Consider the following 22,601-nt stretch of genomic DNA (forward strand, 5'->3'; position numbering starts at 1 on the left):
AAAATCATCGAACTCCCTGCAACCATTGGATCCGATGTGTCACTCCTCCATGCCTGTCGGCGTTGCCGATGCTTTACAGGTGAGCTGCGGCCGTCGGTCGGCATGACACCAGCTGTTTCATGGGCTTTACTGATCAAGGCACCCGTTTGAGGGCATTACTGATACGCATTTGGGAGTAGTCCTACGCCGTTTGGGAATAAATGGGATTTTTTCTCATGGGCAGGATTGAAATGTGGATCAAGAGGGTGCTTAATCGACAAATTATTGGCTTATTCCGAAATACCCTGCAAAAAAGTCATTATATTGACTTTGGTATCGAGGAGCTGGGTGAATAAGTCAGTCATGGATTCATGGATCGAAGATGTGAGGACGTTTTATGCGACTGCAACCGGTCGACAGTCTTTTGCTCACGCGCACCAGTCTGATCGAGTATTTCCTGTTCGCCGTCAGGCTCGTTCATGGATTGACTTCAGTCCTGCCTGGCATTCTGATTCTCGCCTACTGGAAAACCACGGCCCCTTCTGCCCCGGAAACTTACCTGATGGTGCAGGGCCTGTTCGGGGTCGTCTGCGTGCTGATGTTCCAGGCACTGGGGGTGTACTCCGAGAGCATCTTCACCAACCGCTCGCGCTTCAAGATGATCCTGTTCGTCTGGTCCTCGGCGTTTTGTGTGTTGCTGTTCATGCACAAAGCCATGGACCTGTTCGACTTCATCACCCAGGAGCAACTGATGGTCTGGTTCATCGCCAGCCTGGTGATGTTCTGCGCCGAACGTGTGTTGCTGCTGATGATCTACAAACGCCTGATGGCGCGTGGTTTCTTTCTGCAGAACGCGGTGATTTTGGGCGCCACCGAAAATGGCCAGCGTCTGGCCGAATACATGCTGCAGAACCAGGACATCCGCTCCGGAGTCCTGGGCTTCATCGACGACCGCATCGGTCGCATGCCCAAAACCATGGCCAACCTTCCCCTGCTGGGCAACACCAAAGACCTGGAATCGCTGATCCGCGAGGAAAAGGTCACCCAGGTGCTGGTCGCCCTGCCCTGGTCGGCTGAAAACCGCATGGACTACATCATTCGAGAATTGCGCAGGTTGCCGGTGAACGTGCTGCTGGTGCCTGACATGGTCGCGTTCCGCCATGCGCACAACCGCATCACCGAAGTCGCCAGCCTGCCGATGTTCAATGCCTCCGACGTGCCATTGCGCGGCTGGTCGCCGCTGTTCAAGCGCGTCGAAGACATGGTGCTGTCGAGTCTGGCGATTTTGCTGCTGTCTCCGGTGATGTTGCTGATCGCCCTGGCGATCAAGCTGGACTCCAAGGGGCCCGTTCTGTTCTGGCAAAAACGCTACGGTTATAACAACCGCCTGATCACGGTGTGCAAGTTCCGCTCGATGCACACCCACCAGGCGGATGCCACCGCAGAGCAACAGACCGTCAAGGGTGACGCCAGGGTCACCCGGGTCGGGCGCTTCATCCGCAAGACCAGCCTGGATGAGCTGCCACAACTGTTCAACGTGTTCGCGGGCAACATGTCGATGGTGGGGCCGCGCCCACATGCCACAGCCACCAAGGCTGCGGGCATTCTGTTCGAGCAAGCTGTCAAGGAGTACACCTCGCGTCATCGGGTCAAGCCGGGGATTACCGGACTGGCACAGATCAACGGTTTTCGTGGTGAGACAGATACTGTGGAAAAGATCGAAAAGCGTGTCGAATTCGATCTTGAATACATCGAAAACTGGTCCGTCTGGTTCGATCTATACATCCTTCTGCGCACTGTTCCGGCAGTGCTCTTCTCTCGCGAGGCTTACTGATGGGCACCCTTATTCCCTGCATTATCGCCGGCGGTGCCGGCACCCGATTGTGGCCAGTCTCACGTGAGGCCATGCCCAAACCCTTCATGCGTTTGCCCGATGGCGAAAGCCTGCTGCAGAAGACCTTCAATCGCGCCAGCAGTCTGGAGGGCGTGGAAAGTGTGCTGACGGTGACTAACCGCGAAGTGTACTTCCGCACCGTCGATGACTATCGGCTGCTGAACAAGAACAAAATCCACCTTGATTTTCTGCTCGAGCCCTTCGGTCGCAACACCGCCCCCGCCATCGCTGCCGCTGCGCTGCATGTCCAGGCGCTGCACGGCGACGACGCGCAGTTGCTGATCCTGCCCGCCGATCAATTGATCAACGATGCGCAGGCTTTCGTAAGCGCCGTCAACGACGCCCGCAAGCTGGCCGATGAAGGCTGGCTGGTGACCTTCGGCCTGATCCCGACCCGCGCGGAAACTGGCTTCGGCTATATCGAGAAAGGTCAGGCGTTGACCGACAAGGCCTATCAGATCGCGCGTTTTGTCGAAAAACCCGACGCAGCGACTGCCAACGAATACCTCAAAGGCGGCCTGCATCTGTGGAACGCGGGGATGTTCTGCATGCGCTCCGACGTGGTCCTGCGGGAGCTGGAAACCCATGCGCCAGAGGTGCTGGCCGCGGTGCGTCATTGCCTGTCCCAGTGCAACAGCAAGCAAGGCAAGAACGAGCTGCAGATGGAACTGGACGCCAGCACCTTTGCTCTGGCGCCGGACATCTCCATCGACTATGCGCTGATGGAGCGTTCGCAGAAGGTCGCCGTGGTGCCCTGCGAACTGGGCTGGAGCGATATCGGCTCATGGTCGGCGATTCGTGAACTGGCGCCTGCCGACGAGAACGGAAACCAGTTCAATGGTCAGGTGGTGCTGCACGATGTGACCAACTGCTACATCGACTCCAAGAAGCGTCTGGTCGGTGCCGTGGGCCTGGACAACCTGATCATCATCGACACCCCGGATGCCCTGCTGATCGCCGATGCCGAGCGCACTCAAGAGGTCAAGCTGATCGCCCAGGAGCTCAAGCGTCAGGGCCATCCGGCGTATCTGCTGCACAACACCGTGACCCGCCCCTGGGGCACGTACACGGTGCTGGAGGAAGGCAAACGCTTCAAGATCAAGCGCATCGTGGTCAAGCCTCAGGGGTCGCTGTCGCTGCAGATGCACCACCATCGCAGCGAGCACTGGATCGTGGTCAGCGGTATGGCCCAGGTCACCAATGGCGAGCGTGAATTCATGCTCGACACCAACGAATCGACCTTCATCAAGCCCGGCCACACCCATCGTCTGATCAATCCGGGAGTGATCGACCTGGTGATGATCGAGGTGCAGAGCGGCGAGTATCTGGGCGAAGACGACATCGTGCGCTTCACCGATATCTACGGTCGCGTGCCGGACGCACCGAAAGTCTGATCCAACTGGCAACCCGTCACAGCCGCGTCGTCGCGGCTGATACCCCTTTTTGTAGCGCAGCGAGGTCACCGCTCTCCCCTACGTAACACCGACGCATCGAAGACATTGGACTTGGCAGTGCCGCCGACATGATTGTTTTACCCGCAAGGGAGCCGTATTCATGCATGACAGGAGTTCTGGACCAATGAAAAACACGCTGTTGCTCGCCAGCGTCCTGCTGCTGTGCGCGTGCAATACGCCCGCGCGGATCGGGCTGCCGGAATCACCGGAAATCCAGGCCGCCCAAGCCGCAGGTCGCGCGCTCGCAGGCAAGCCGCTGCCGCCCGAGCGCATCCATGCCGGCGACACGTTGCGCATCGTGCGCAACACCGGCGAGGCACCTTCGATATCGGCCTTCACCGCCAACTCGATTTACGAGCTGACGCTGTTTCCGGTGCTCAACGACGGTACGTTTTCCTACCCCTACATAGGCTCAGTGAAAGCTGCCGGGCTGACGGTCCCGCAACTCACGCAGGTCCTCGAAGACAAACTCGCGCCGGTCTACCGGGAAACCGCGCTGACCATCAATATCAGTCAGGCCCCGAGCAACATGGTGTTCGTCGGCGGTGCGGTGCGCAATCCGGCCAACCTGCCGGTGGCGGTGGTGACCAATCTGGAACAGGCGCTGGTCGGCGCGGGTGGCATCAACGCCGATGCCGATGCGCGCCTGGTGGCGCTGCTGCGTCAGGGCGACGACGGCCTCTACAAGACCTATTTCTTCGACTACAGCAAGCTTCTCTACGCGGGCAGTGGAGGCCCCACCGCGCCAGTACTGCTGCAACGCGGCGATGTCGTGTTCGTCCCCAAATCGTCGGTCGGCAACAAGATCGACGGCGTGAACCTGTATTTCAATCAGCTGATTCCCTTCTCGAAATCGTTGGGTTTCGGCGTGAATTACAACTTGCGCGACAACAATTAATCGGCAGGGACCACCGACATGATAAGCATCCGCTCATTGCGCGACCTGTTGCGCCTGTTCTTCATTTTTCGGCGCGAAGTCCAGATCACCGTCGTGGCGACCTTCGCGATCATCCTGCTGGGTGCATTCCTGTTGCCCAACCGTTATGAATCCACGGCGCTATTGCTGGTCAAGCCCGGCCGCGACACCAGCACCGTGCCGATCGAGTACGCCGACCGGCCATCGATCGTCATGCCCAATGCCCTGCGCGACCCGCTGCTGGACGAAGAACGCATGCTGACCGGGCGGCCCATCACCCGCCTGGTTGCCCAGCAATACATGGACGCCTTGTCCAATGCACCACAACCTACGGGTGTTACCGCAGCGATCAAGAGCGCCGTGCGCGCCACCGTTCAAGGCATTGTGGCAGTGGTGCGCGGCGGGCTGGAACTGGTCGGCCTGATCGAAAAGCGCTCTCCCGAAGAGCGCCTGGCAGAGGACCTGGAAAAGAGCTTCAAGGTCACCCATGAGCCGGGCTCCTCGGTGATGGAACTGACCTTCACCTGGAACAACCCGCAAGTGGCGCAGACTGTGCTCAAGAGCTGGGTGGAGCAATACGAGAACGAGCGCACCCGGACCCTTGGCCGGGTCAGCCTGTATGCCTTCTATGAACAGGAGGTCAAGGACACCCAGGGCAACATTCTGTCCCACAAGGAACAGATTCAGGCGCTGCTCAATCAACTGGGCACGGTGAGTATCGGTCAGCGTCTGGCGGACACGGCCCAGGGCCTCAACGACCTGCGTACAGAGCGCAACAACACCGCACGCTCCATCGCCTCGACCAAGGCCGGAATGGAGAAGATTCAGGAGCAGATCAACAAGCAGACCCGGCTGATCAGCTCCGGCAAGGAACTGGCCCTCAACCCCAACCGCCAGGACTTGCAGAACCGCATCAACAGCAAGGAAGTCGAGCGTCAGGAACTGCTGCGCTCGTTCAAGGAAAGTGCGCCGCCGGTTCGGGCGCTGGATAACGAAATCAAGAACCTCAAAGAGCTGTGGGGCAACCAGGCCGCGACGGTACAACGCACCGAAAACATCGCGCCCAATCCGCTGTTCACGCGCTTGCAGAACATCCTCAACGATCAGCAGGCCAGTTATTCCAGACTGCTGATTCAGCTGCAGCAACTCGACGCGCAGTTGGCGCAGCTGGAAAAAGACCGCCAGCAGGCGCTCACCCTCGAACCACAATTCGCGCGGCTGCAGAATGAGCTGGATGCCGAGGAGAAGAATTTCATTCTCTACACCGACAGCCTGGAAAAGGCGCGTATCGACCGTGAACTGGACAAGAGCCGGATCAGCAACATCGCGATCATCGAACAAGCCACGCTCAACCCAAGCCGGGTGTTTCCGAAGAGCCTGCTGATGTTGCTGCTGGCGATTCCGTTGAGCCTCGGGGTCGGCCTGTTGGCGCTGTACCTGTTCTACCTGCTGGATCAGCGAATTCACGATGGCGACCGGCTCGAAGCGCAGTTTGGCGTGCCACTGTGGACCAGTCTCCAGGACCTGAGTACCGCGCAGCCCCATCGCAACAGCGCGTTCACCGCCAGCCTCTATCGCCTGTACAGCGTGCTGCCGCTCAGGCAGGTGGCCGAGAAAGGACTGAGCATCGGTCTGACATCGGCACACTCCGGGGAAGGCGTGACGTTTGTCGTCGAACACCTGCGCAAGCTGCTCGAAGAGCATGGGCACAGGGTCCGCGTGGGCGACGGCAGGCCCGCCGAGCCCGGGGAAATCCAGCTGATCGACGCGCCGAATTTCTACTCCAATCAACAGGCCTTCGTTCACCTGCGCGACGCCGACCTGATCGCGCTGGTGGTGCGCGCGCAAACCTCCACCGTGCCAATGCTGCAAAACGCGCTGTCCACGCTGACCACCGCGTTCAAGCACGTCGACGGGATCATCCTCAACCGCCGCCGTTTCGAAATTCCCGAGCAGGTGCTGACCTGGCTCGGCCGGTTCCGGAGTCACCGTTAAGATGCAGATCGCCCTGCTCGCCCCGCTACCGCCGGAACAGAACGGCATCGCCGATTACGCCGGTCACCTCAAGCAGGCGCTGGAGGATCTGGGTGTGCGGGTCAGAACCCCGTTGCTGGGGGTGGGTAATGACCCGCAGGCGGCGTGTCAGCGGGTGGCTGAGGCTGACTGGCAAGGCATCAATCTGGTGCATGCGGAAATCGGCGGCGGTCGGCTGGCTGAATTCCATGCCCTGCGCACGTTGCGTCAACGCTTCCCGCACCTGCCGCTCACCGCCACCATTCACGACCCGGAACGGCTGGTCTGGCGCCGGGCGAAGTTGCCGTGGCCATTGTCACTGGCCTCGTCGTTGCGCTCGCCGTTACCGGAGATCGCCACCGTGCTGGCGGATCCGTTGTGTCTTCATGAAGAGCGCCAACTGGCGCGGCAAATGACCCGCTTGATCACCCTGACCAAGGCCGGCAATCAAAGCCTGCAAGCGCGGATGGGGCTGCAACAGGCGCAGATGGCGGTGATTCCCCACGGCAATCTGCCCATTGCGCCATGGCCACTGCCGCCGCTTCGTCCATTGAAGCTGCTGTATTTCGGCTTCATTTACCGCGGCAAGGGCATCGAAGATCTGCTGGAGGCGCTGGCTCAGTTGTTCGTCGACAAGCCTGCGCTGCGCGCCCGAGTGCGTCTGACTCTGGCTGGCGGCAGTGAACCTGAAATGGCGTTCGGGCCGTCGGGCAGTTATCTGGAGCAATTGCGCCAGCGCATTCGCGAACTGGGCCTGACCGACCTGATCGGCTGGCATCTGGATCTGCCGGCCGGGGACATTCCCCATGTCATCCAGGCCCACCATGTGATGGTTCTGCCCTACCGCGAGTCGAGCAAACTGAAGCTCCTTGGCAAGCTGCGCGGCACCAGCGGCGCGTTGTCGTGGGCCACGGCGTGCGGACGCGGAGTGATCACTTCCGACGCCCGCTCGTTCGCCGAAGAGGTGTCCCACGGCAACGGCGAAATTTATCCGCAAGGCGACGTCCCGGCACTCAAAGCCGTGCTCACCCGTCTGTGCGAACAACCGCAGATGGCGCAAAACTGGGCTGATCAGGCCGCACTTCTGGGCCGTGAACGGGTCTGGAGTCAAACCGCCGAACGCTTTCAACAACTATTCCAACAAGCTTGCGAGGTGCGCTGAATGAAGGGCAATGCGTTACGGGTCATCACCGTTCTGAGCGCCTGTGCATTGATGACGCTGGGCAGCCAGGCGGTCCAGGCCGAAACGGTGCTGCGAGGGCAAAAGACCGTGACCTGGAAGGACTTCCTGGGGGTCAACGTGCAGTTCCACTACTTCACCCCGCAGATCTATCAGAAGCAGATGACCCGGCTCGATCAACTGGGCCTGAACTGGATTCGCTGGACCTTGCACTGGCCGATCCTGGAACCCGCGCAGGGGCAGTACAACCTCGGCGATCTCGATGCGGCGATGAAAGCAGCCAGTCCCCACAACTACAACACCGTCGCCTATCTGGTGGGTTCGGCGACCTTCGACAGCAGCGCGCCGCAGGGAGCCAGTAACGCCGATCAATACCCGCCGCAGGATGACTCCATCTTCGCTGAACGCATGACGGCGCTCGCCCAGCATTACCCGCAGGTCAGTCACTGGCAGGTGTGGAACGAGCCCAATATCATCTGGCTGCCGCAGGCCGATCCGGTGGCGTACTACCACCTGCTGACCACCACCGCCAGCGCCATCCGCAGCGCACTGCCGGGCAAACCGATCGTCACGGCGGGCGTCGCCTATTACGGGCAGATGCGCGGCTCGACCGGCTTCATGTTGCAGTCGATGGTGGATCAGGGCCTGGCCAGTCAGAACATCGTGGCGGCCTATCACCCCTATTCCGAATACCCGGAAGGCGACTCGGTGGCCGACCGCGATTTTCTGGTGCGCGGCAACGCCCTCAACAAAACCCTGCACGACGCCGGGGTCAAGGACGTCTGGGCCACCGAATGGGGTTGGTCGAGCTACAGCGGGCCGGTGGAGATGCAGCAGATCATCGGCGTTCAAGGCCAGGCCGATTACACCCTGCGCCGTCTGGCGATGATGAGCACGATGGATTACCAGCGCATCTTCCTGTTCAACCTCAGTGATCTGGATCAACGGGCCAGCGCCCGGGATCGCGGCTACGGCCTGTTGGACCTCAACGGCGAACCGAAACCGGTGTACACCGCCTTGAAAAACTTCTTCGAGGTGACGGGCCCAAGCTTGGTGCCGGCGGATCCGCCTCCCGCGCTGGCGGTGCCCGAAGACCTTTATGCCGTTGCCTGGAATCGCCCGGACGGCTCACACCTGCTGATGGCCTGGAGCGCCAGTGGCGCGCACCTGAATTTCCCTGGCATCAAGGCCGCCACCCTGTACAACCCGTTGACCGGCCAGCGCACCTCGCTGGCTGACGCCAAGGGAGTCGACGTGCCGTTGATGCCCTCCCTGCAAATCCTGGCCTGGGACCGTTAGCCATGCGCATTCTCTGGACACTGCCCTATTTACCCTGGCCCACCACCAGCGGTGGCAAGACGCGGGAATATCATCTGCTGCGCAATCTGGCCGCGCGGGGCCATCGCATTACCTTGTTGGTGCAGTCCAAGACCGAGCTGGACGACGCCACCCGCGCCGCGCTGGAGCCTTGGCTGGAGCGGCTGATCGTGATTCCACGAAGGCCGCTGCGCAGTGTCCGCACGCTGTTGGCGATGGTGTTCGCCCGCCCGCCCATGCTGGCCAGCGCCAACGGTTTTTCGGCGCAATTGCAGCAGGAATTCGAAGCGTTGCTGCAGGAGCAATGGGACGTGATCCAGATCGAGCACAGCTACAGTTTTCAACCGTTCGAAGAGCCGCTGCGGCGCGCCGGCAAGCCCTTCATCATGACCGAACACAATGTCGAGTCCGGGCTGGGTGCGGCCAGTTACCACCACTTTCCAGACTGGGCGCGCCCCTTCACCCGCTTCGATCAATGGCGCTACCGGCAGTGGGAGAAGCGCGTTTTCCCGCAGACCCGTGAGCTGATCGCCGTCACCGAAGACGACGCCAAGGGCCTCACGCGGCTGACCTCGCGCGCGACGAACCTGGTGGTCAATGGCGTGGATTGCGACTACTACGCCAAGGTCTGCCCGGATCGCTACAGTCGCCGACTGCTGTTCATCGGCAACTACGAATACGGGCCCAATCTGGACGCCGTGGAATGGGCGCTGGACCACATCATGACCAAGGTCTGGAAACTCGACCCGATGATGCGTGTGACCATTGGCGGTTTTGCGATGCCCGCGGACTGGCCCGAGCGCTGGGGCGATCCACGCATCGACTGGCTCGGCTACGTGCCCGACCTGCGAACGGTGCAGAAAGAAGCCGCGATCTTCTTCGCCCCGCTGCGTGAAGGCGGCGGCTCGAAACTCAAGGTGCTGGAAGCCATGGCCGCCGGCCTGACCGTGGTGACGACGGCTCAGGGCTGCTCGGGTCTGAAAGTGGTCAATGGCACTCATTATCTGGGCTGCGACGACGCCCATGGCCTGGCGCTGCTGCTGGTCGAAGCCATCGAGCAACCGGCACGTCTGGCGAAGATCGGCGAGGCCGGACGCGCCTATGTGCGCCAATACCATGACTGGTCGGTGTCGGCTGCGCAGCTGGAAGGCATCTATTCCCGGGTTCATCAGCAGGAGGACGCCCACGCATGCGTGTAGGACTCGATTACCGCCCTGCCACGGGGTTTCCCAACAGCGGCATCGGCCGGCAGAACATCGCCCTGGAAGACGCCTTTCGAGCGAACCCGCACGTGCAGCTGCAACTGTTCAGCGTTGCGCCGTTCGATCATCCGATGCGCAAAATCGCCCACTGCCCGCGCTGGGCGACGCCCTTGGACGGCATTCATCGCCTGCCCGAGCGCCTGCGCTTCGAAGCGCGCTTTTTGCCCGAAGCCCTGCGTGACGCCGAGATCGAGGTGTACCTGACCAACCTCAACATGGGCCTGCCGATTGGCCGCAAACCTGCGGGCATGCGCTACATCCTGCAACTGCACGACCTGTTCCAGCTGACCTTGAGCAACGCCCACGGCTCGAAGATCAAGGCGCTGATCTACGGCCGGACCGATCGCCTGTCCATCGGCCATTCGGTGCGTGTGGCCGACCGCATCTGGACGCCGTCGCAGTTCACCGCCGATGAAACCGTGCGCCTGTTTCCTCATGCGCGAGACAAGGTGCGGGTGTTGCCGAATCTGGTCGAAGGCTTCAGCGCCGAGCCCGCCGATCTCGACACACCGTTGCCCGAGCGCTACTGGTTGTGCGTCGGCACCCGCGAGCCGCGCAAGAACATTCCGTGGTTCGTCGAGGCCTGGCAGGTCGCCCGTCGGCAGTTTCCGAAAACCCCGGATCTCTTGCTGGTGGGCGGTGCGGAGGGACTGAGCAGCGCGCAACGTGAATTGCCGGGGCTGCGCATCGTCAGCGGCATCAGCGACGGTCAGCTGCATCAGGTCTATCGTCAGGCAGAGCGCCTGTGGCATCCCTCATACGGCGAAGGCTTCGGCCTGCCGGTGGTGGAGGCGCTGGGAGTCGGTACCCCGGTGGCGGTCGCTACCGGCTCGTCGCTCGACGAAGTGACCCCACCCGGCAGCCCGCACTTTTCACCAAGCGATCAGAGCGCACTGATTCGCCTGATGGGCGTGCTGTCCACGGCGGACGCGGAAGATCCAGCCCCACTTCGGGCATGGGCCGACAACTATGGTGTCGGCGCCTATCGCCGCCGCTTCGACGAGTTGCTAGAGGAGCTGCGCTGATGCCATTGGCAATGCCGGTTGGCGTGCTGATCGCGCTGCTGTTCGGCGTATTGGTCTGGGTGCTGCCCGCGCTGAAAGTCACGGCGGCACTGATCGGTATTGCGGCCATGGTGACGATCATTCGTCGCCCGCTGCGAGGTCTGCTGCTGTTCGGCGTGCTGGCAACGTTTCTGCCCTACGCCACGGTGCAGATCGGCATTCGCACCACGGTTTCCGAAGCGCTGCTGATGCTGGTCTGGGCCAGCCTGTTGGTCCATCGCCTGTTCGCTTTGTACAACCCGCCGTTGAACCTGATGCGCACCGAGCGCTGGCTGATCGCGCTGATGCTGTTCAGCGCGCTGCCCTTCGTGGTCGGGCAACTGACGGTCAACGCCGAGGGTAACGGGCCAATTAACTGGGTGCGCTGGCTGTTCAACCTCTCGCCGCTGTTTCTGGTGCCCCGGCTGCTGGGTGATGAGAAGTCCCGCGAGCAGATGACCATCGCCATGCTGCTGGGGACCCTGTTGCTGTTGCTGCTGTCGATCCCGGTGTACCTGAAGAATGGCAACTCGACCGCGATCATTTCGATCATCGGTGGCTTGGGCTACAGCAATCTGGACACCCTGAACGAAGGCCTCAGCGGCTTCTCGACCCGGATGGGCACGCCCTGGACTCACCCCAACATCTCGGGCGGTGCGATGGCAATGTTGCTGCCGTTGGCATTCTGCATCGGCGTGACGCGTCGGGGCGCAGTGCGCATGTTGGGCCTGGCCGTCGCCGTGCTGGCGGCGGCCGGCCTGCTGTTCACCGGTTCCCGTGGCGCACTGCTGAGCCTGCTGGTGGTGATGTGCTGGATGGCGCGCAAACGCGTGCCCTATGTCGGCCGCATGCTCATGGCCGCCGTGTTTCTTGGCGCTCTTTTGCTGATGTTTTACCCGCCGCTGCAGGAGCGACTGCTGGGCCTGTTTTCCAGCAACGACGCCAGTACCGCCGTGCGGTTCGACGAGTACTCGCACTTCCCCGACGCCGTGAAGATGTTCCCGCTGGGTATCGGTTTCAAGGTCGATCCGCCCGTGCCTGGCACCGGGCTGTGGGGGATTTCCAACCTGTGGCTGAACTACATCTACAAGCTCGGCATCCCCGGCATGCTGCTGTTCATCGCCGTCACCGTCAGTTGGTGGAAAGAAGCTCGACTGAACGGCAACGCCGTGATTCTGAACCGTGACACCGCGCTGTGGCTCGGCACCCGCGCCGGGGTCATGTCCGCGCTGCTGAGCGGCTTCTTCGACCACTATTTCAGCTTCACCACGGTGCTGATCGCGCTGTTCTGGCTGCTGCTGGGGCTGAACCTGCACGAAGCCCGGCGCCTGCAGAGCACGGCGCAACGCACGGTAACCGATTCGGGGGAACGACCATGAAACACCGCATGATGCACTCGCACGACCTGCGCCAGGCGTTGCCGGATTACGCACGCAAGATGGGGGTCAGCACCGAGGAACTGGAAAGCACCTACGAGTGGATGCTGGCCAACGACGTGTGTTTCGAAACGCCGATGAAAGACAAGACGCTGTGCTTCATCAGCTACCTGAACATCGAGCCGCGCATCGAGCCACCCCTGGCTCGACGGTTTTACCGGTTGCTCGCCAAAGAAACGCCCGGGGCGCTGATCCCGCTGTACGGCATCAACTGGCCGACCCTGCGCGATCGCATGCTGCGCACTTGGGAGCAGGCCTACAACATTCTCATCTGCAAGATTCCCAGCCACACGGTGCGGCTGTTCTGGCTGCGCGTAGGCGGGGCGAAAATCGGCAAGGGCTCCTCTGTGTGGCGAAACACCGAGATCCTCGGTGTCGACGGCTTGCGCATCGGCGACGACAGCACGGTGGGCTGGCATTGTCAGCTGGATGCGCGCGGCGGCCTGATCATCGGCGATCATGTGACCATCGCCTCCCATGTGCTGATCATCGCCGGCGGTCACGACCTCAAGACCCCGGAATTCTGGGCGGTCGGCGGGCCGGTTTTCATCCGCGACTACGCCTGGATCGCCAGTCGCGCCCTGCTCTCCTTCGGTGCCGACATCGGCGAGGGCGCGGTGGTGGGCGGCGGTTCAGTGGTGTCAAAACCTGTTCCTCCTTACGCCATCGTCAGCGGCCCCAACGCCGAGATCAAAGGTGAGCGAGCCCGTGGCCTCAATTACAAAGTGGGCGGCAAAGGCCTGTTCACTTTGTTCCATTGAGGCACGGACGTGTTCGGCTCGACGCTGTGGCTGACCCTCGCGACCCTGACCGGGCTGGCGGCGGGGTTCGCGCGCGAATGGCTGCTGGTGGCAGCGTGGGGCGCAGGCGGTCGCAGCGACGCGTTTCTTGTTTCGCTGTTCTTGCCCGAGGCGCTGCGCATGGCACTGGCTGCCGGTTTGCTCAGCGCTGCTGCCCTGCCCCTTTATCAGCAACGCAGCGTGCAGCATCAGCACGATTGGCTGGGCGCGATGGTGCCTCGTGTGGTGTTGTGCGGTCTGGCGTTGAGCGTCGTGCTCAGTGGCGGCGCCCCGCTGTGGGTCCGCCTGATTGGCCCGGGCCTGGATGAATCGGGCTACGTGCTGGCCTCGGGTTCGTTGCTGTGGCTGGCCTGGTCGGCGCCGGGATTCCTGCTGCACGCCTTGCTCTGCGTCCCGTTGCAAGCTCGCTCAAAATTCGTGCTGGCAGGGCTGGGCTCGCTGCTTTTCAACCTGCCGCCGGTGATCTACCTCGCAACGCTGCGCCATCAGGCCACCCCCACCGGTCTCGCCGCGTGCTGTTTGTTGGGCAGCCTGCTGATGCCCGGCGCCTTGCTGCCTGCGTTGCTGCGCGATGGCTGGAAACCCTGGCGCCTGACTCGCGCCCCCGGCGCCGGTCGGGAATTGCTCAAGCGCATCGGCCCATTGCTCAGCAGCAATCTGGCGAGCCAGGGACTGGCGTTGCTGGAGCGGATGATTGCCTCGCTGCTGGGGGAAGGCGCGGTGACCTGGGTCAACCTGGCGCGCAAGCTGATCAACCTGCCGCTCATCGCGCTGATGAGCCTGAATCAGGTGCTGTTGGGCTTGATGAGCGCAACTCAGGGTCAGCAGCGCATGAGTTTGCTGCGCAAAGGCCTGAGCAGCGCGACCTTGCTCACCGTCCCTGCCGTGGCCGGGCTGATCGGCGCTGCCGGTGCGCTGGTTGCACTGCTGCTGCCCAACCAGGCGGCTGACAGTCCGCTTCCCGGGCTATTGGCCTGGTTCGCCGTGCCGCTGATGTTCGGCGCCTGGAACGCCCTGCTGGCGCGTTATGCCTATGCGGCGGGCGACACCCGTCTACCCCTGAATTGTGAACTGGCGGGGAGTCTGCTCAACGCCGTGCTGCTCGCAGTGCTGCCGTTTTTCTTCGGGCTGATCGGCATCGCCATGGCGGCGGTGTGCGGGGCGATTCTCACCGGACTGCTGCTGATGCGCCGTCAGCAGCTCCTGAACCACTTGCCCTGGCGGCAACAGTGGCTGCTCGGTGCCGCAGTCATGTTGCTGGCCGCAACGCTGCTGCACCCGCTCAGTAATCTCTGGCTGCAACTGGGGTTGAGTTGCGCCTATGGCGCCGCTTTGCTGGTCGGGTTGGGGCTGTGGTTGAAGCCCTGGCGCCCGGTGTCGGGCTGAGGATCGCGACCGAGGCTTTCATCGACTATGGCTGCGGCCATACCCCGGCATTGCGCTCTTCAACCGTGGCGCAGATTTGCTTCACCGTCTGCCTCAGCCAGCGATGGGCCGGGTCCTTGTCGCAACGCGGATGCCAGGCCTGCACCACCTGAACCGGCTCGAAGTCCAGCGGAATCACGAACGGCCGCATGCGCAAGCCCAGCTCGCGCATGCCCCACAGCACTGTTTCCGGCAACGACACGATCAGATTCGAACTCGCCGTGGAGAAAATCGCCGAGTGGAAGTTCGGCGTGGTCAGCGCGACTCGGCGAGACAAGCCCAGCGCTTCGAGCGCGAGATCGATGGGGCCATGGGCACGTCCGCGCCGCGACACGCTGACGTGATCGTAACGAACGAAACTCTCGGGAGTGATCGGTGCGTCGAAGATCGGGTGATCTTCACGAGCCAGCGCTACGAAGCGAGTGTAGAACAGCAGCTGGACCTTGATTTCCGGCCCGAAATTGCGCCGCGAGGTCACGTGCAAATCGATTCGCCCTTCGCGCAGCGCATCGTCATCCCCCTCGCCCTCAGGGGCGAAACGCAAGGTGCTAAGGGGCGCGTGCACGCGCAACGTATCGACCAGTTGCCCACCAAACGCCCCGAAAAACACATCGTTGGAACGCACATTAAAGCGGCGCTCCAGTAAGCTCATGTCCACCTCATCCCGGGCCTGGAACACCTCGTTCGCCTGCTCTACCAAACTGCGCACCTGCGCCTGCAACGCCAGCGCTCTGGGCGTCGGCACCAGCCCGCGCCCGGCACGCACCAGCACCGGATCCCCCAACGCCTCACGAATCCGCGTCAACGTCCGGCTCATCGCTGCCGGGCTCAAATGCATGCGCCTGGCCGCACCCACCACACTCCCTTCTTCCAGCAAGGCATCAAGGGCGATCAGCAGGTTCATGTCGGGCATTGGCATCGGATGGCATCCGGTGGGTGAGGATGCCGATGATGCGGGAAATGCCAGTGCTTGAGAACAACTTCAGCCCAACTCGGAGATCTCGATCAGGTTGAGATCCGGGTCACGCACATACACCGAGCGAATCGGCCCCGTCGCCCCGGTGCGCATGACCGGACCTTCGATGATTGGCCACTGTGCATCGTTGAGCCTTGCGATGACCTGCTCCAGCGGGATCGAGGCGATGAAGCACAGGTCCAGCGCGCCAGGCACCGGTACGTGGGCCTTGGGCTCGAATTCCTTGCCACGCACGTGCAGGTTGATCTTCTGATTGCCGAAGCGAAAGGCCATGCGTCCGGCGCCGAAGGTTTCGAGTTGCATGCCTAATATGCGGGTGTAGAAGTCCACCGTGGCGTCGGCATCGACGGCGGTCAGGACCAGATGGTCGAGGTGATCGATCATGGGGTTGGCTCCATAAAGGTGGACTTCAAATCAGCCCGCGAGAACGCCACTCGGCGCGTTGCCCAGCGTCGATCCCCAGCGATTCCAGCACCTCATCGGTGTGCTGGCCGAGGGTCGGCGCAGGGCGACTGACGCCACCGGGCGTGCTGCCCAGTTTCGGTACGATGCCCGGCAGGGTGACCGGCGTGCCGTCATCCAGCTGGCTCTGCAGGAGCATGTCCCGCGCCTTGTAATGGGGGTCGGCGGCGATGTCGGCGGCGTCATAGATTTTGCCGGCAGGAATCCTCGCAGCCGTGAGCTGACTCAGCACGTCATCGAGGTCGTGACTCGCCGCCCAGGCGGAAATCGCCGCGTCGATGAGTTCGACTTGCTTCACCCGCCCGTCGTTGTGCGCCAGCGCCGGATCGGCCGCCAGATCCGGCCGTTCGATCAAGGCCATCAGGCGTTGATAGATGCTGTCGCCATTGCCTGCGATCAGCGCATAGCGGCCATCGCGGCAACGGTAGGCGTTGGACGGGGCAATACCGGGCAGGCTGCTGCCCGCGGGCTGACGCACGGCGCCGAACACCGAGAACTCGGGAATCAGGCTTTCCATCATGTTGAACACCGACTCATAGAGCGCGACGTCGATTTCCTGCCCTTCACCACCGTTCTGGTCGCGATGACGCAGCGCCAGCAACACGCCGATGACGCCATGCAGCGCCGACAGCGAATCGCCGATGGAGACACCGACCCGCACCGGAGTGCGCTCAGGTTCGCCGGACAAATGCCGCAGCCCGCCCATGGCCTCGCCCACCACGCCAAAACCTGGGCGATCACGGTACGGGCCGGTCTGGCCATAACCGGACACCCGCAACATCACCAGCCTGGGATTCAGCGCATGCAGTTCTTTCCAGCCCAACCCCCAGCCTTCGAGGGTGCCGGGGCGAAAGTTTTCCACCAGCACGTCGGCGTCGGCGATCAGCTTGCGCACCACGTCCTGGCCTTCCGGCTCGCGCAGATCGAGGGTTACCGAGCGCTTGTTGCGCGACGACACCGCCCACCACACCGACGTACCTTCGTGCAGCAGACGCCATTTGCGCAGTGGATCGCCGGTGCCCGGCGGCTCGATCTTGATCACGTCGGCGCCGAACTCGCCAAGGATTTTCGCGGCGAATGGTCCGGCGATCAGTTGGCCGAGTTCAATGACCCGGACCCCTTGCAAAGGCTTTTGCATGACATGCCCTTTGTTGTTCTGGAAAAGTTGGGGCAATTGTCTGCTTAGAAGCCGGCAATGAAAATGCCTGATTTCTCCACGGGTCTTTCTGTTTTGGAAACGCTCGGTTTACCAGCCGCCGCCCAGGGATTTGTACAAGCCGACCAGCGCCAGGGTCTGCGCGGTCGAGCTGTCGACCAACTGTTCCTGGCTGCTGAGCAATGCCCGTTGAACGGTCAGCACGTTGACGAAGTCCACCGCACCGGCCTTGTACTGCTCTTTGGCGGTGCTCAGGGCGATCCGGTTCTGCGCCACGGCGTCCTGAAGTCGGTGTTGCTGCAACTGGCTGGCGTTGTACAAGCTCATGCTGTCGTCGATTTCCTGCCAGGCCCTGAGCACGGTTTTCTGGTAGTTCAATGCCGCTTCCTGCTCCTGCGCTTCACGCAGATGCAGCATGCCGCGGAGTCGGCCACCTTCGAAAATCGGCACACTCAACTGAGGGCCGATACCGAACTGGCGAGAGCCCCAACTGCCGAAATCCGCCAGTTGCAGGGACTGAAAGCCGATGTTGCCGGACAGCACGATTCGCGGGTAGAAATCCCCTTGCGCCACGCCGACGCTGGCCGCAGCGACCTGCATGCGCGCTTCGGCCTGACGAATATCCGGTCGACGCTGGGCCAGTTCCGACGGCAGACCTACCGGAATCGCAGCGGGCAATGGCGCCCTGGGGGTGTCGTGCAGCAATTCGGACTGCAAGGTCCTGGGCGTCTGCGCCAACAGCAGGCTCAAGGCGTTGATCAACTGCGCCTGACGCTGCTCCAACAGCGGAATCCGCGCTTCGACCGTGGCCACTTGCGCCGACGCCTCAGCCACGTCCAGATGGGTCGCGACCCCGCTGGCCAAGCGCACGTTGGACAATTCCAGGCTGTTGCGGGAAACCTTGAGATTGTCCCGGGTCACGGCCAGGGTGTCTTGCACACCGCGCAATTGCAGGTAGTCGTGCGCGATTTGCGCCTGAACCGACAGCAACACTCCCCTGCGGTCATTGTCGGCCACCGCCACCGATGCATCGGCGGCCTCGACCTCGCGCTTGACCCGGCCCCAGAGGTCGATCTCCCAGAACGCATCCAGACCGCCGTCCCACAAATTGAACGCCGACTTGCCGTTCATGCCGGACGGATCGCTCAGACCCTCGCCGCTGTTGCGGGCGCGTTGGTAGCTCATGCCCGCCGCCACGCTTGGCAACTGATCCCCGGCCACCACTTGCCGCGCCGCACGGCTTTGTTCGAGCCGGGTGCTGGCGATTTTCAGGTCAAGGTTGGTGGCCGTCGCCCGATCGATCAGCGATGACAGCAGCGGGTCGTTGAAGATTTCCCACCAGCGCTCCTTGATTGGCGCAGCCTGCGGGCGACTTGCGGCCTGCTCGCCCTGAGTCGGCAACCAGTCCACTTGCGCGCTGGACTTCGGCGACTGGAAGTCATGGCCGACCTGACAGGCAGTCAGGGCCAACGTCAGGCTGACAAGCGCGAACAGACATTGCGATCTGGAAGAGACGAAGCAGCGAGTGTTCATCGAGCACTGACCTCTTGCACCGCGCTCGACTCGGTATCGATACTCGCATCCACCGACATGCCAACCCGCAGGCGGCTGAGCAGTGGCTGTTGAGCATCAAGGACGATCTTCACCGGCAGCCGCTGGACGACTTTGGTGAAGTTGCCGGTGGCGTTGTCAGGCTTGATCGCGGCGAAGGTCACGCCGCTGGCCGGGGCGATGCTCTGCACATGGCCCTTGAGGGTTTCACCGGGGAAGGTATCGACCCGAATCTGCACCGCCTGCCCCTCAGCGACGCGGGTGAGCTGGGTTTCCTGAAAGTTGCCGACCACGTACACCTGATGCAGCGGCACGATCGACAGCAGCCGCGCGCCAGGCGTCACGTAGTTGCCGATACGAACGGCGCGCTCGCCCACCATGCCATCGACCGGCGCGACGATACGCGTGTAGGACAACTGCAATTGCCCCTGATCGTGGGCCGCCTCGGCGCGCTTGAGCCCGGCTTGGGCGGCATGCTGTTGCGCGGTCAGGATGTCCACCTGCTTGCGATCCGCCGCCAATGACGCGACCGCGCTGTTCTGCCGCGCGCGGGCAGTGTCGATGCGGTTCCGCGCCTGCTGAGCGTTCTGCACGGTACCCGCGCCCATCCCGGCCAGATGCGAATAACGCGCCTGTTCCTGCTCGGCGAAGGTGACCTCGGCCTTGCTCGCAGACAATGTCGCCTCGGTCTGGGAAATCACCGAGGTCTGCCGTTGCAGAACGGCATTGGCCTGTTCGAGCTGTGCCTTGGCCGTCAGCACGTCAGCCTCGGAGGATGCCAGCGCAGTGAGGAAATCCCGGTCGTCGATCACCGCCAGCAGTTGCCCGGCCTTGACCTGCTGGTTGTCCTCCACCAACACCTGGCTGATGAAACCCGCCACTTTCGGCGCAACGTTGGAGTAGTCCGCCGCGATGTAGGCGTCGTTGGTGCTCTGCTGCCCGCCGGTGCCGGTGAAACCGTAGATACCGACAGCCGCCACCGCGATCACGGCTCCACACAAGGCCAGGGTTTGTTTTGAAGTCATGCTCATGGGAATGTTCTCAAAGTGTCTCAAATAAGGGCTTCGCGAAAATCAGCCGGCGGCGCGCGGCGGATAGACCCGGCTCGGCATCAGCGGGATCAGCAGAATCAGCGCAGCGGCGACCCAGCCCATGCAGTAATAGAGATCGATGCTGGTAAGGGTCACCACCTGCTCATGGATGCGATGCGCCAGCGAGGCCAGCGAATCCTGGCCCGCCAGCTCCGGGGTATTGCCGAGGCGGTCAACCAGCACATTGGAATGAAAGTGCTGACGTGAGGTGGTCAGGTAATCCAGCACGCCGGTGGCAATGACCGACGCCAGGCCGCGCACCGTGTTGAACCACGCCGAAGCAAAGGGCCCGTCGGGCGGCGCGATCCCGCCCGTGGCCTGCATCAGCAACGGCATGACCGCCATGGGCTGGCCGATCACCTGCAGCAGTTGCAGGCTGTAGAAGTTGTCGCGAATCCACTCCGGGCTCATCTGCGTCGCGGCAAAGCAGTACAGCGCCAGCAGCCCCAGCCCCGCCGTCAGCACCCAGCGGCAATCGACCTTGCGGATGTTGCACAGCGCCGCCGCCAGCGGCAGCGCGAGCAATTGCGGCAAAGCCACCAGCAACATCATCGGCGCCGTCTGCAAGGGCCGGTAACCATGCACCTGCGCCAGGTACGCCGATGGAATCGAGCCGACCGCCGTCAGCACCACCAGCACCCCGCCCAGGGTCAGCAAGGCATGGGACAGGTTGAGGTTGGAGAGCATCTGTAGCTTGAAAAACGGCACCGGGGCGAACCATTCATTGATCATGAACAGCACCAACAGCACAAGACCGCCGCTGAGCAGGCCTGTGATCAGGCTGGACTCGAACCAGTCCAGACGATTGCCCTGCAACAGGCCGGTCACCAGCATGCAGATGGCTGGAGTGCCGAGCAGTACGCCACGCCAGTTGAATTGCTTGAAGCGTTCGAGGCGCAGCGGGTCCTGAGGAATGCCGTGGGCAATGGCGATCATCGCCACAACGCAAGGTGTGATGACCTGCCAGAACGTCCACTGCCAGTTGAAGTATTCGGTCCACAGCGCTGCCAGCGGCGTGCCGAGACTCGGTGCGAAAGTGGCCGTCAACGCGTAGCCTGCCAGGCCGTACAGCTTGATGTCCGGGGGCAGAAAACGCAGGGCGACGGTCATCAGCATCGGCGGCAGGCACCCCGCCGCCAGCCCCTGCAACGCCCGCAGCAGCACGAAGCTGTGGTAATCCGGCGCCAGCGGGCAAAGCAACGCCAGTACCACGAACGCGGCAATGGCGCCCAGGGTAAAGCGACGCAACGACAGGGTGACCGCGAACCAGGGCGCAAAGGCCGTGGCGGTCAGCGAGGTGGCCGAGTAAAGAGAAGTGACCCAGGTGGCTTCGTCATAGCCGATGAACATGGCGCCGCGAATGTCGGCCAGCGCGATGCGTGTCACGCCTTCGTTGATTCCCGCCACCAGCACGGCCAGCAATACACCCACCAGCCCGATCACGGTTTGCAGGCCGAACGCGCCTGGCGCGGCTGCCTTGGCCGGTTGCAGGGATACAGCCGCCGTCACAGCGCGAGGCTCTGTGGGACCGACATGGGGCGCGGCATAAGCAATCAACTCCGGGAATCAGGATCATTGCCGGTAGTTTAAAAAGCTTCGCCGATGAGAAATATTGACATTTGGGCAGTGTATGAGTGCATCAGACGCACGAATCGCCAAGCGATTACTGCCGCCTCATGCATCACACATCCTCACCGCGATCACGCGTGTTCGCTGTCCCAGAACCGTTTGTACATCCCCAGCTTGCGCTTCAGAGGCCGCGACAGCCGCGCCTCTTCCTTGCCCAACTTGAACGCCAGCAACTTGAGGCCGTTGCGCAGGAAAGACGCCGGCCACAGGTACCAGCGGCGGATGCCAAGGAAATCCAGTTCCGACTTCACGTAGCGCAAGCCCTCGCCACGCACACCGCCGAACCGAGCATGAATCCACGATTCCCGCGCTTGAAACACGCCGATATCGAAGTAGCGACGAAACTCCTCGCGCAGGGTGTAGTTGTGGGAATGGCGACACACCGCCGAACCCTGATAGGCGACTTTCCAGTGGGACAGCAGCATTTTCGCAGCGACATACATGTCTTCGGAAAGGATCACGTGGGGCGGAAAACCACCCACTGCGCGCAATGCATCCCGTCGATATGCGGCAAAAGAGTTGGACATGAACGGGACCTTGATCCCCAGTTCGGGTACGTCGGCCAGGGTCTTGATGCGTGAGACTGGCGGGTAGTTGAACCACCGCGCGTGTTGCGACAGCACGGTAGCGTCGAGATGCGGCAACTGGCGCCCGCAAACGGCGCCCACCAGTGGGTCTTCGAAGGGCGCGAGGATGTTCTCGACCGCGCGAGGGTCTTCCAGATAAGCGTCTTGGGTAAGGTAGACGAAGACGTCATAACGCGGGTGGGTCTCGGCCATCATCTGCCGCGTGCCACCGTGGTTGAAGTCTTTGCCGTCGATACTGATCACGTCGTTACAGCGCGAGCGCGCCAGCTCCAACGTGCCATCGGTGGAGCTGGAATCGACGATCAGGGTGTCGAACTCAGCGGTCTGGGCCCACAGGGAATCAAGCAGTCGCTCAAGCTCCCGACGGCCGTTGTACGTCGGGATCACACACGCCACACGCAAAGGCTGCATAACAAAACTCCGAGGCAAA

18 protein-coding genes are annotated in these 22,601 nt (G+C 62.3%); 11 read left to right on the forward strand and 7 right to left on the reverse strand.

Features of this window, described 5'->3' with window-relative positions:
• The first annotated feature begins 376 nt into the window (after positions 1-376).
• The 11 genes from BWR59_RS13825 (at position 377) to BWR59_RS13875 (ending at position 14,680) form a co-directional block, all read left to right on the forward strand.
• Positions 377-1,813, forward strand: coding sequence for an undecaprenyl-phosphate glucose phosphotransferase (locus BWR59_RS13825; protein ID WP_081566198.1), 1,437 nt, complete (start codon positions 377-379; stop codon positions 1,811-1,813).
• Positions 1,813-3,267, forward strand: a complete 1,455-nt coding sequence (locus BWR59_RS13830; RefSeq protein WP_081566199.1) for a mannose-1-phosphate guanylyltransferase/mannose-6-phosphate isomerase — start codon at positions 1,813-1,815, stop codon at positions 3,265-3,267. Before BWR59_RS13825 ends, BWR59_RS13830 begins: the two co-directional genes overlap by 1 nt.
• A gap of 184 nt (positions 3,268-3,451) precedes the next feature.
• Positions 3,452-4,225 carry a polysaccharide biosynthesis/export family protein gene (locus BWR59_RS13835; protein ID WP_081566200.1) on the forward strand — a complete coding sequence of 258 codons (774 nt, stop codon included), beginning with the start codon at positions 3,452-3,454 and terminating at the stop codon, positions 4,223-4,225.
• 18 nt (positions 4,226-4,243) lie between these two features.
• Positions 4,244-6,238 carry a lipopolysaccharide biosynthesis protein gene (locus BWR59_RS13840; protein ID WP_081566201.1) on the forward strand — a complete coding sequence of 665 codons (1,995 nt, stop codon included), beginning with the start codon at positions 4,244-4,246 and terminating at the stop codon, positions 6,236-6,238.
• Between the two features lies 1 nt (position 6,239).
• Complete coding sequence (locus BWR59_RS13845) at positions 6,240-7,418, forward strand: glycosyltransferase (RefSeq protein ID WP_081566202.1); 1,179 nt, start codon at positions 6,240-6,242, stop codon at positions 7,416-7,418.
• Positions 7,419-7,469: 51 nt separating this feature from the next.
• The gene (locus tag BWR59_RS13850) at positions 7,470-8,735 is read left to right on the forward strand and encodes a cellulase family glycosylhydrolase (RefSeq protein WP_168184489.1); all 1,266 of its coding nucleotides are present in this window, start codon (positions 7,470-7,472) and stop codon (positions 8,733-8,735) included.
• Positions 8,736-8,737: 2 nt separating this feature from the next.
• Positions 8,738-9,952 (forward strand): glycosyltransferase family 4 protein, encoded by a 1,215-nt coding sequence (locus BWR59_RS13855; RefSeq protein WP_081566204.1) that lies wholly within the window; start codon positions 8,738-8,740, stop codon positions 9,950-9,952.
• Positions 9,943-11,040, forward strand: a complete 1,098-nt coding sequence (locus BWR59_RS13860) for a glycosyltransferase family 1 protein (RefSeq protein ID WP_081566205.1) — start codon at positions 9,943-9,945, stop codon at positions 11,038-11,040. Before BWR59_RS13855 ends, BWR59_RS13860 begins: the two co-directional genes overlap by 10 nt.
• Entirely contained in the window at positions 11,040-12,437 is a 1,398-nt protein-coding gene (locus tag BWR59_RS13865; protein ID WP_081566206.1) for an O-antigen ligase family protein, read from the forward strand. Before BWR59_RS13860 ends, BWR59_RS13865 begins: the two co-directional genes overlap by 1 nt.
• Positions 12,434-13,255, forward strand: a complete 822-nt coding sequence (locus BWR59_RS13870) for an acyltransferase (RefSeq protein WP_081566207.1) — start codon at positions 12,434-12,436, stop codon at positions 13,253-13,255. Before BWR59_RS13865 ends, BWR59_RS13870 begins: the two co-directional genes overlap by 4 nt.
• 9 nt (positions 13,256-13,264) lie before the next feature.
• The gene (locus BWR59_RS13875; protein ID WP_081566208.1) at positions 13,265-14,680 is read left to right on the forward strand and encodes a lipid II flippase MurJ; all 1,416 of its coding nucleotides are present in this window, start codon (positions 13,265-13,267) and stop codon (positions 14,678-14,680) included.
• Between the two features lie 25 nt (positions 14,681-14,705).
• Here the strand turns inward: BWR59_RS13875 and BWR59_RS13880 are convergent, their stop codons facing one another.
• From BWR59_RS13880 to BWR59_RS13910, 7 genes are all read right to left on the reverse strand, one after another.
• On the reverse strand, positions 14,706-15,638 hold the full coding sequence (locus BWR59_RS13880) for a LysR family transcriptional regulator (RefSeq protein WP_081566209.1): 933 nt from the start codon (positions 15,636-15,638) through the stop codon (positions 14,706-14,708).
• A gap of 63 nt (positions 15,639-15,701) precedes the next feature.
• The gene (locus BWR59_RS13885; RefSeq protein WP_081566210.1) at positions 15,702-16,079 is read right to left on the reverse strand and encodes a VOC family protein; all 378 of its coding nucleotides are present in this window, start codon (positions 16,077-16,079) and stop codon (positions 15,702-15,704) included.
• A 25-nt stretch (positions 16,080-16,104) separates the two neighbouring features.
• Complete coding sequence (locus tag BWR59_RS13890) at positions 16,105-17,295, reverse strand: CaiB/BaiF CoA-transferase family protein (RefSeq protein ID WP_081566211.1); 1,191 nt, start codon at positions 17,293-17,295, stop codon at positions 16,105-16,107.
• Between the two features lie 108 nt (positions 17,296-17,403).
• The gene (locus BWR59_RS13895; RefSeq protein WP_081566212.1) at positions 17,404-18,846 is read right to left on the reverse strand and encodes an efflux transporter outer membrane subunit; all 1,443 of its coding nucleotides are present in this window, start codon (positions 18,844-18,846) and stop codon (positions 17,404-17,406) included.
• Positions 18,843-19,895, reverse strand: coding sequence for an HlyD family secretion protein (locus tag BWR59_RS13900; protein ID WP_081566213.1), 1,053 nt, complete (start codon positions 19,893-19,895; stop codon positions 18,843-18,845). Before BWR59_RS13900 ends, BWR59_RS13895 begins: the two co-directional genes overlap by 4 nt.
• A 42-nt stretch (positions 19,896-19,937) precedes the next feature.
• On the reverse strand, positions 19,938-21,464 hold the full coding sequence (locus BWR59_RS13905) for an MFS transporter (RefSeq protein WP_081566214.1): 1,527 nt from the start codon (positions 21,462-21,464) through the stop codon (positions 19,938-19,940).
• A 191-nt stretch (positions 21,465-21,655) separates the two neighbouring features.
• The gene (locus BWR59_RS13910) at positions 21,656-22,582 is read right to left on the reverse strand and encodes a glycosyltransferase family 2 protein (protein ID WP_081566215.1); all 927 of its coding nucleotides are present in this window, start codon (positions 22,580-22,582) and stop codon (positions 21,656-21,658) included.
• Positions 22,583-22,601 lie beyond the last annotated feature (19 nt).

The sequence above is a fragment of the Pseudomonas sp. Bc-h genome, from assembly GCF_002080045.1.
Lineage (GTDB): Bacteria > Pseudomonadota > Gammaproteobacteria > Pseudomonadales > Pseudomonadaceae > Aquipseudomonas.

Coding starts and splice junctions, on each gene's coding strand:
- BWR59_RS13825 (WP_081566198.1), top strand. CDS start 377: ATGCGACTGCAACCGGTCGACAGTCTTTTGCTCACGCGCACCAGTCTG.
- BWR59_RS13830 (WP_081566199.1), top strand. CDS start 1,813: ATGGGCACCCTTATTCCCTGCATTATCGCCGGCGGTGCCGGCACCCGA.
- BWR59_RS13835 (WP_081566200.1), top strand. CDS start 3,452: ATGAAAAACACGCTGTTGCTCGCCAGCGTCCTGCTGCTGTGCGCGTGC.
- BWR59_RS13840 (WP_081566201.1), top strand. CDS start 4,244: ATGATAAGCATCCGCTCATTGCGCGACCTGTTGCGCCTGTTCTTCATT.
- BWR59_RS13845 (WP_081566202.1), top strand. CDS start 6,240: ATGCAGATCGCCCTGCTCGCCCCGCTACCGCCGGAACAGAACGGCATC.
- BWR59_RS13850 (WP_168184489.1), top strand. CDS start 7,470: ATGACGCTGGGCAGCCAGGCGGTCCAGGCCGAAACGGTGCTGCGAGGG.
- BWR59_RS13855 (WP_081566204.1), top strand. CDS start 8,738: ATGCGCATTCTCTGGACACTGCCCTATTTACCCTGGCCCACCACCAGC.
- BWR59_RS13860 (WP_081566205.1), top strand. CDS start 9,943: ATGCGTGTAGGACTCGATTACCGCCCTGCCACGGGGTTTCCCAACAGC.
- BWR59_RS13865 (WP_081566206.1), top strand. CDS start 11,040: ATGCCATTGGCAATGCCGGTTGGCGTGCTGATCGCGCTGCTGTTCGGC.
- BWR59_RS13870 (WP_081566207.1), top strand. CDS start 12,434: ATGAAACACCGCATGATGCACTCGCACGACCTGCGCCAGGCGTTGCCG.
- BWR59_RS13880 (WP_081566209.1), bottom strand. CDS start 15,638: ATGCCAATGCCCGACATGAACCTGCTGATCGCCCTTGATGCCTTGCTG.
- BWR59_RS13885 (WP_081566210.1), bottom strand. CDS start 16,079: ATGATCGATCACCTCGACCATCTGGTCCTGACCGCCGTCGATGCCGAC.
- BWR59_RS13890 (WP_081566211.1), bottom strand. CDS start 17,295: ATGCAAAAGCCTTTGCAAGGGGTCCGGGTCATTGAACTCGGCCAACTG.
- BWR59_RS13895 (WP_081566212.1), bottom strand. CDS start 18,846: ATGAACACTCGCTGCTTCGTCTCTTCCAGATCGCAATGTCTGTTCGCG.
- BWR59_RS13900 (WP_081566213.1), bottom strand. CDS start 19,895: ATGAGCATGACTTCAAAACAAACCCTGGCCTTGTGTGGAGCCGTGATC.
- BWR59_RS13910 (WP_081566215.1), bottom strand. CDS start 22,582: ATGCAGCCTTTGCGTGTGGCGTGTGTGATCCCGACGTACAACGGCCGT.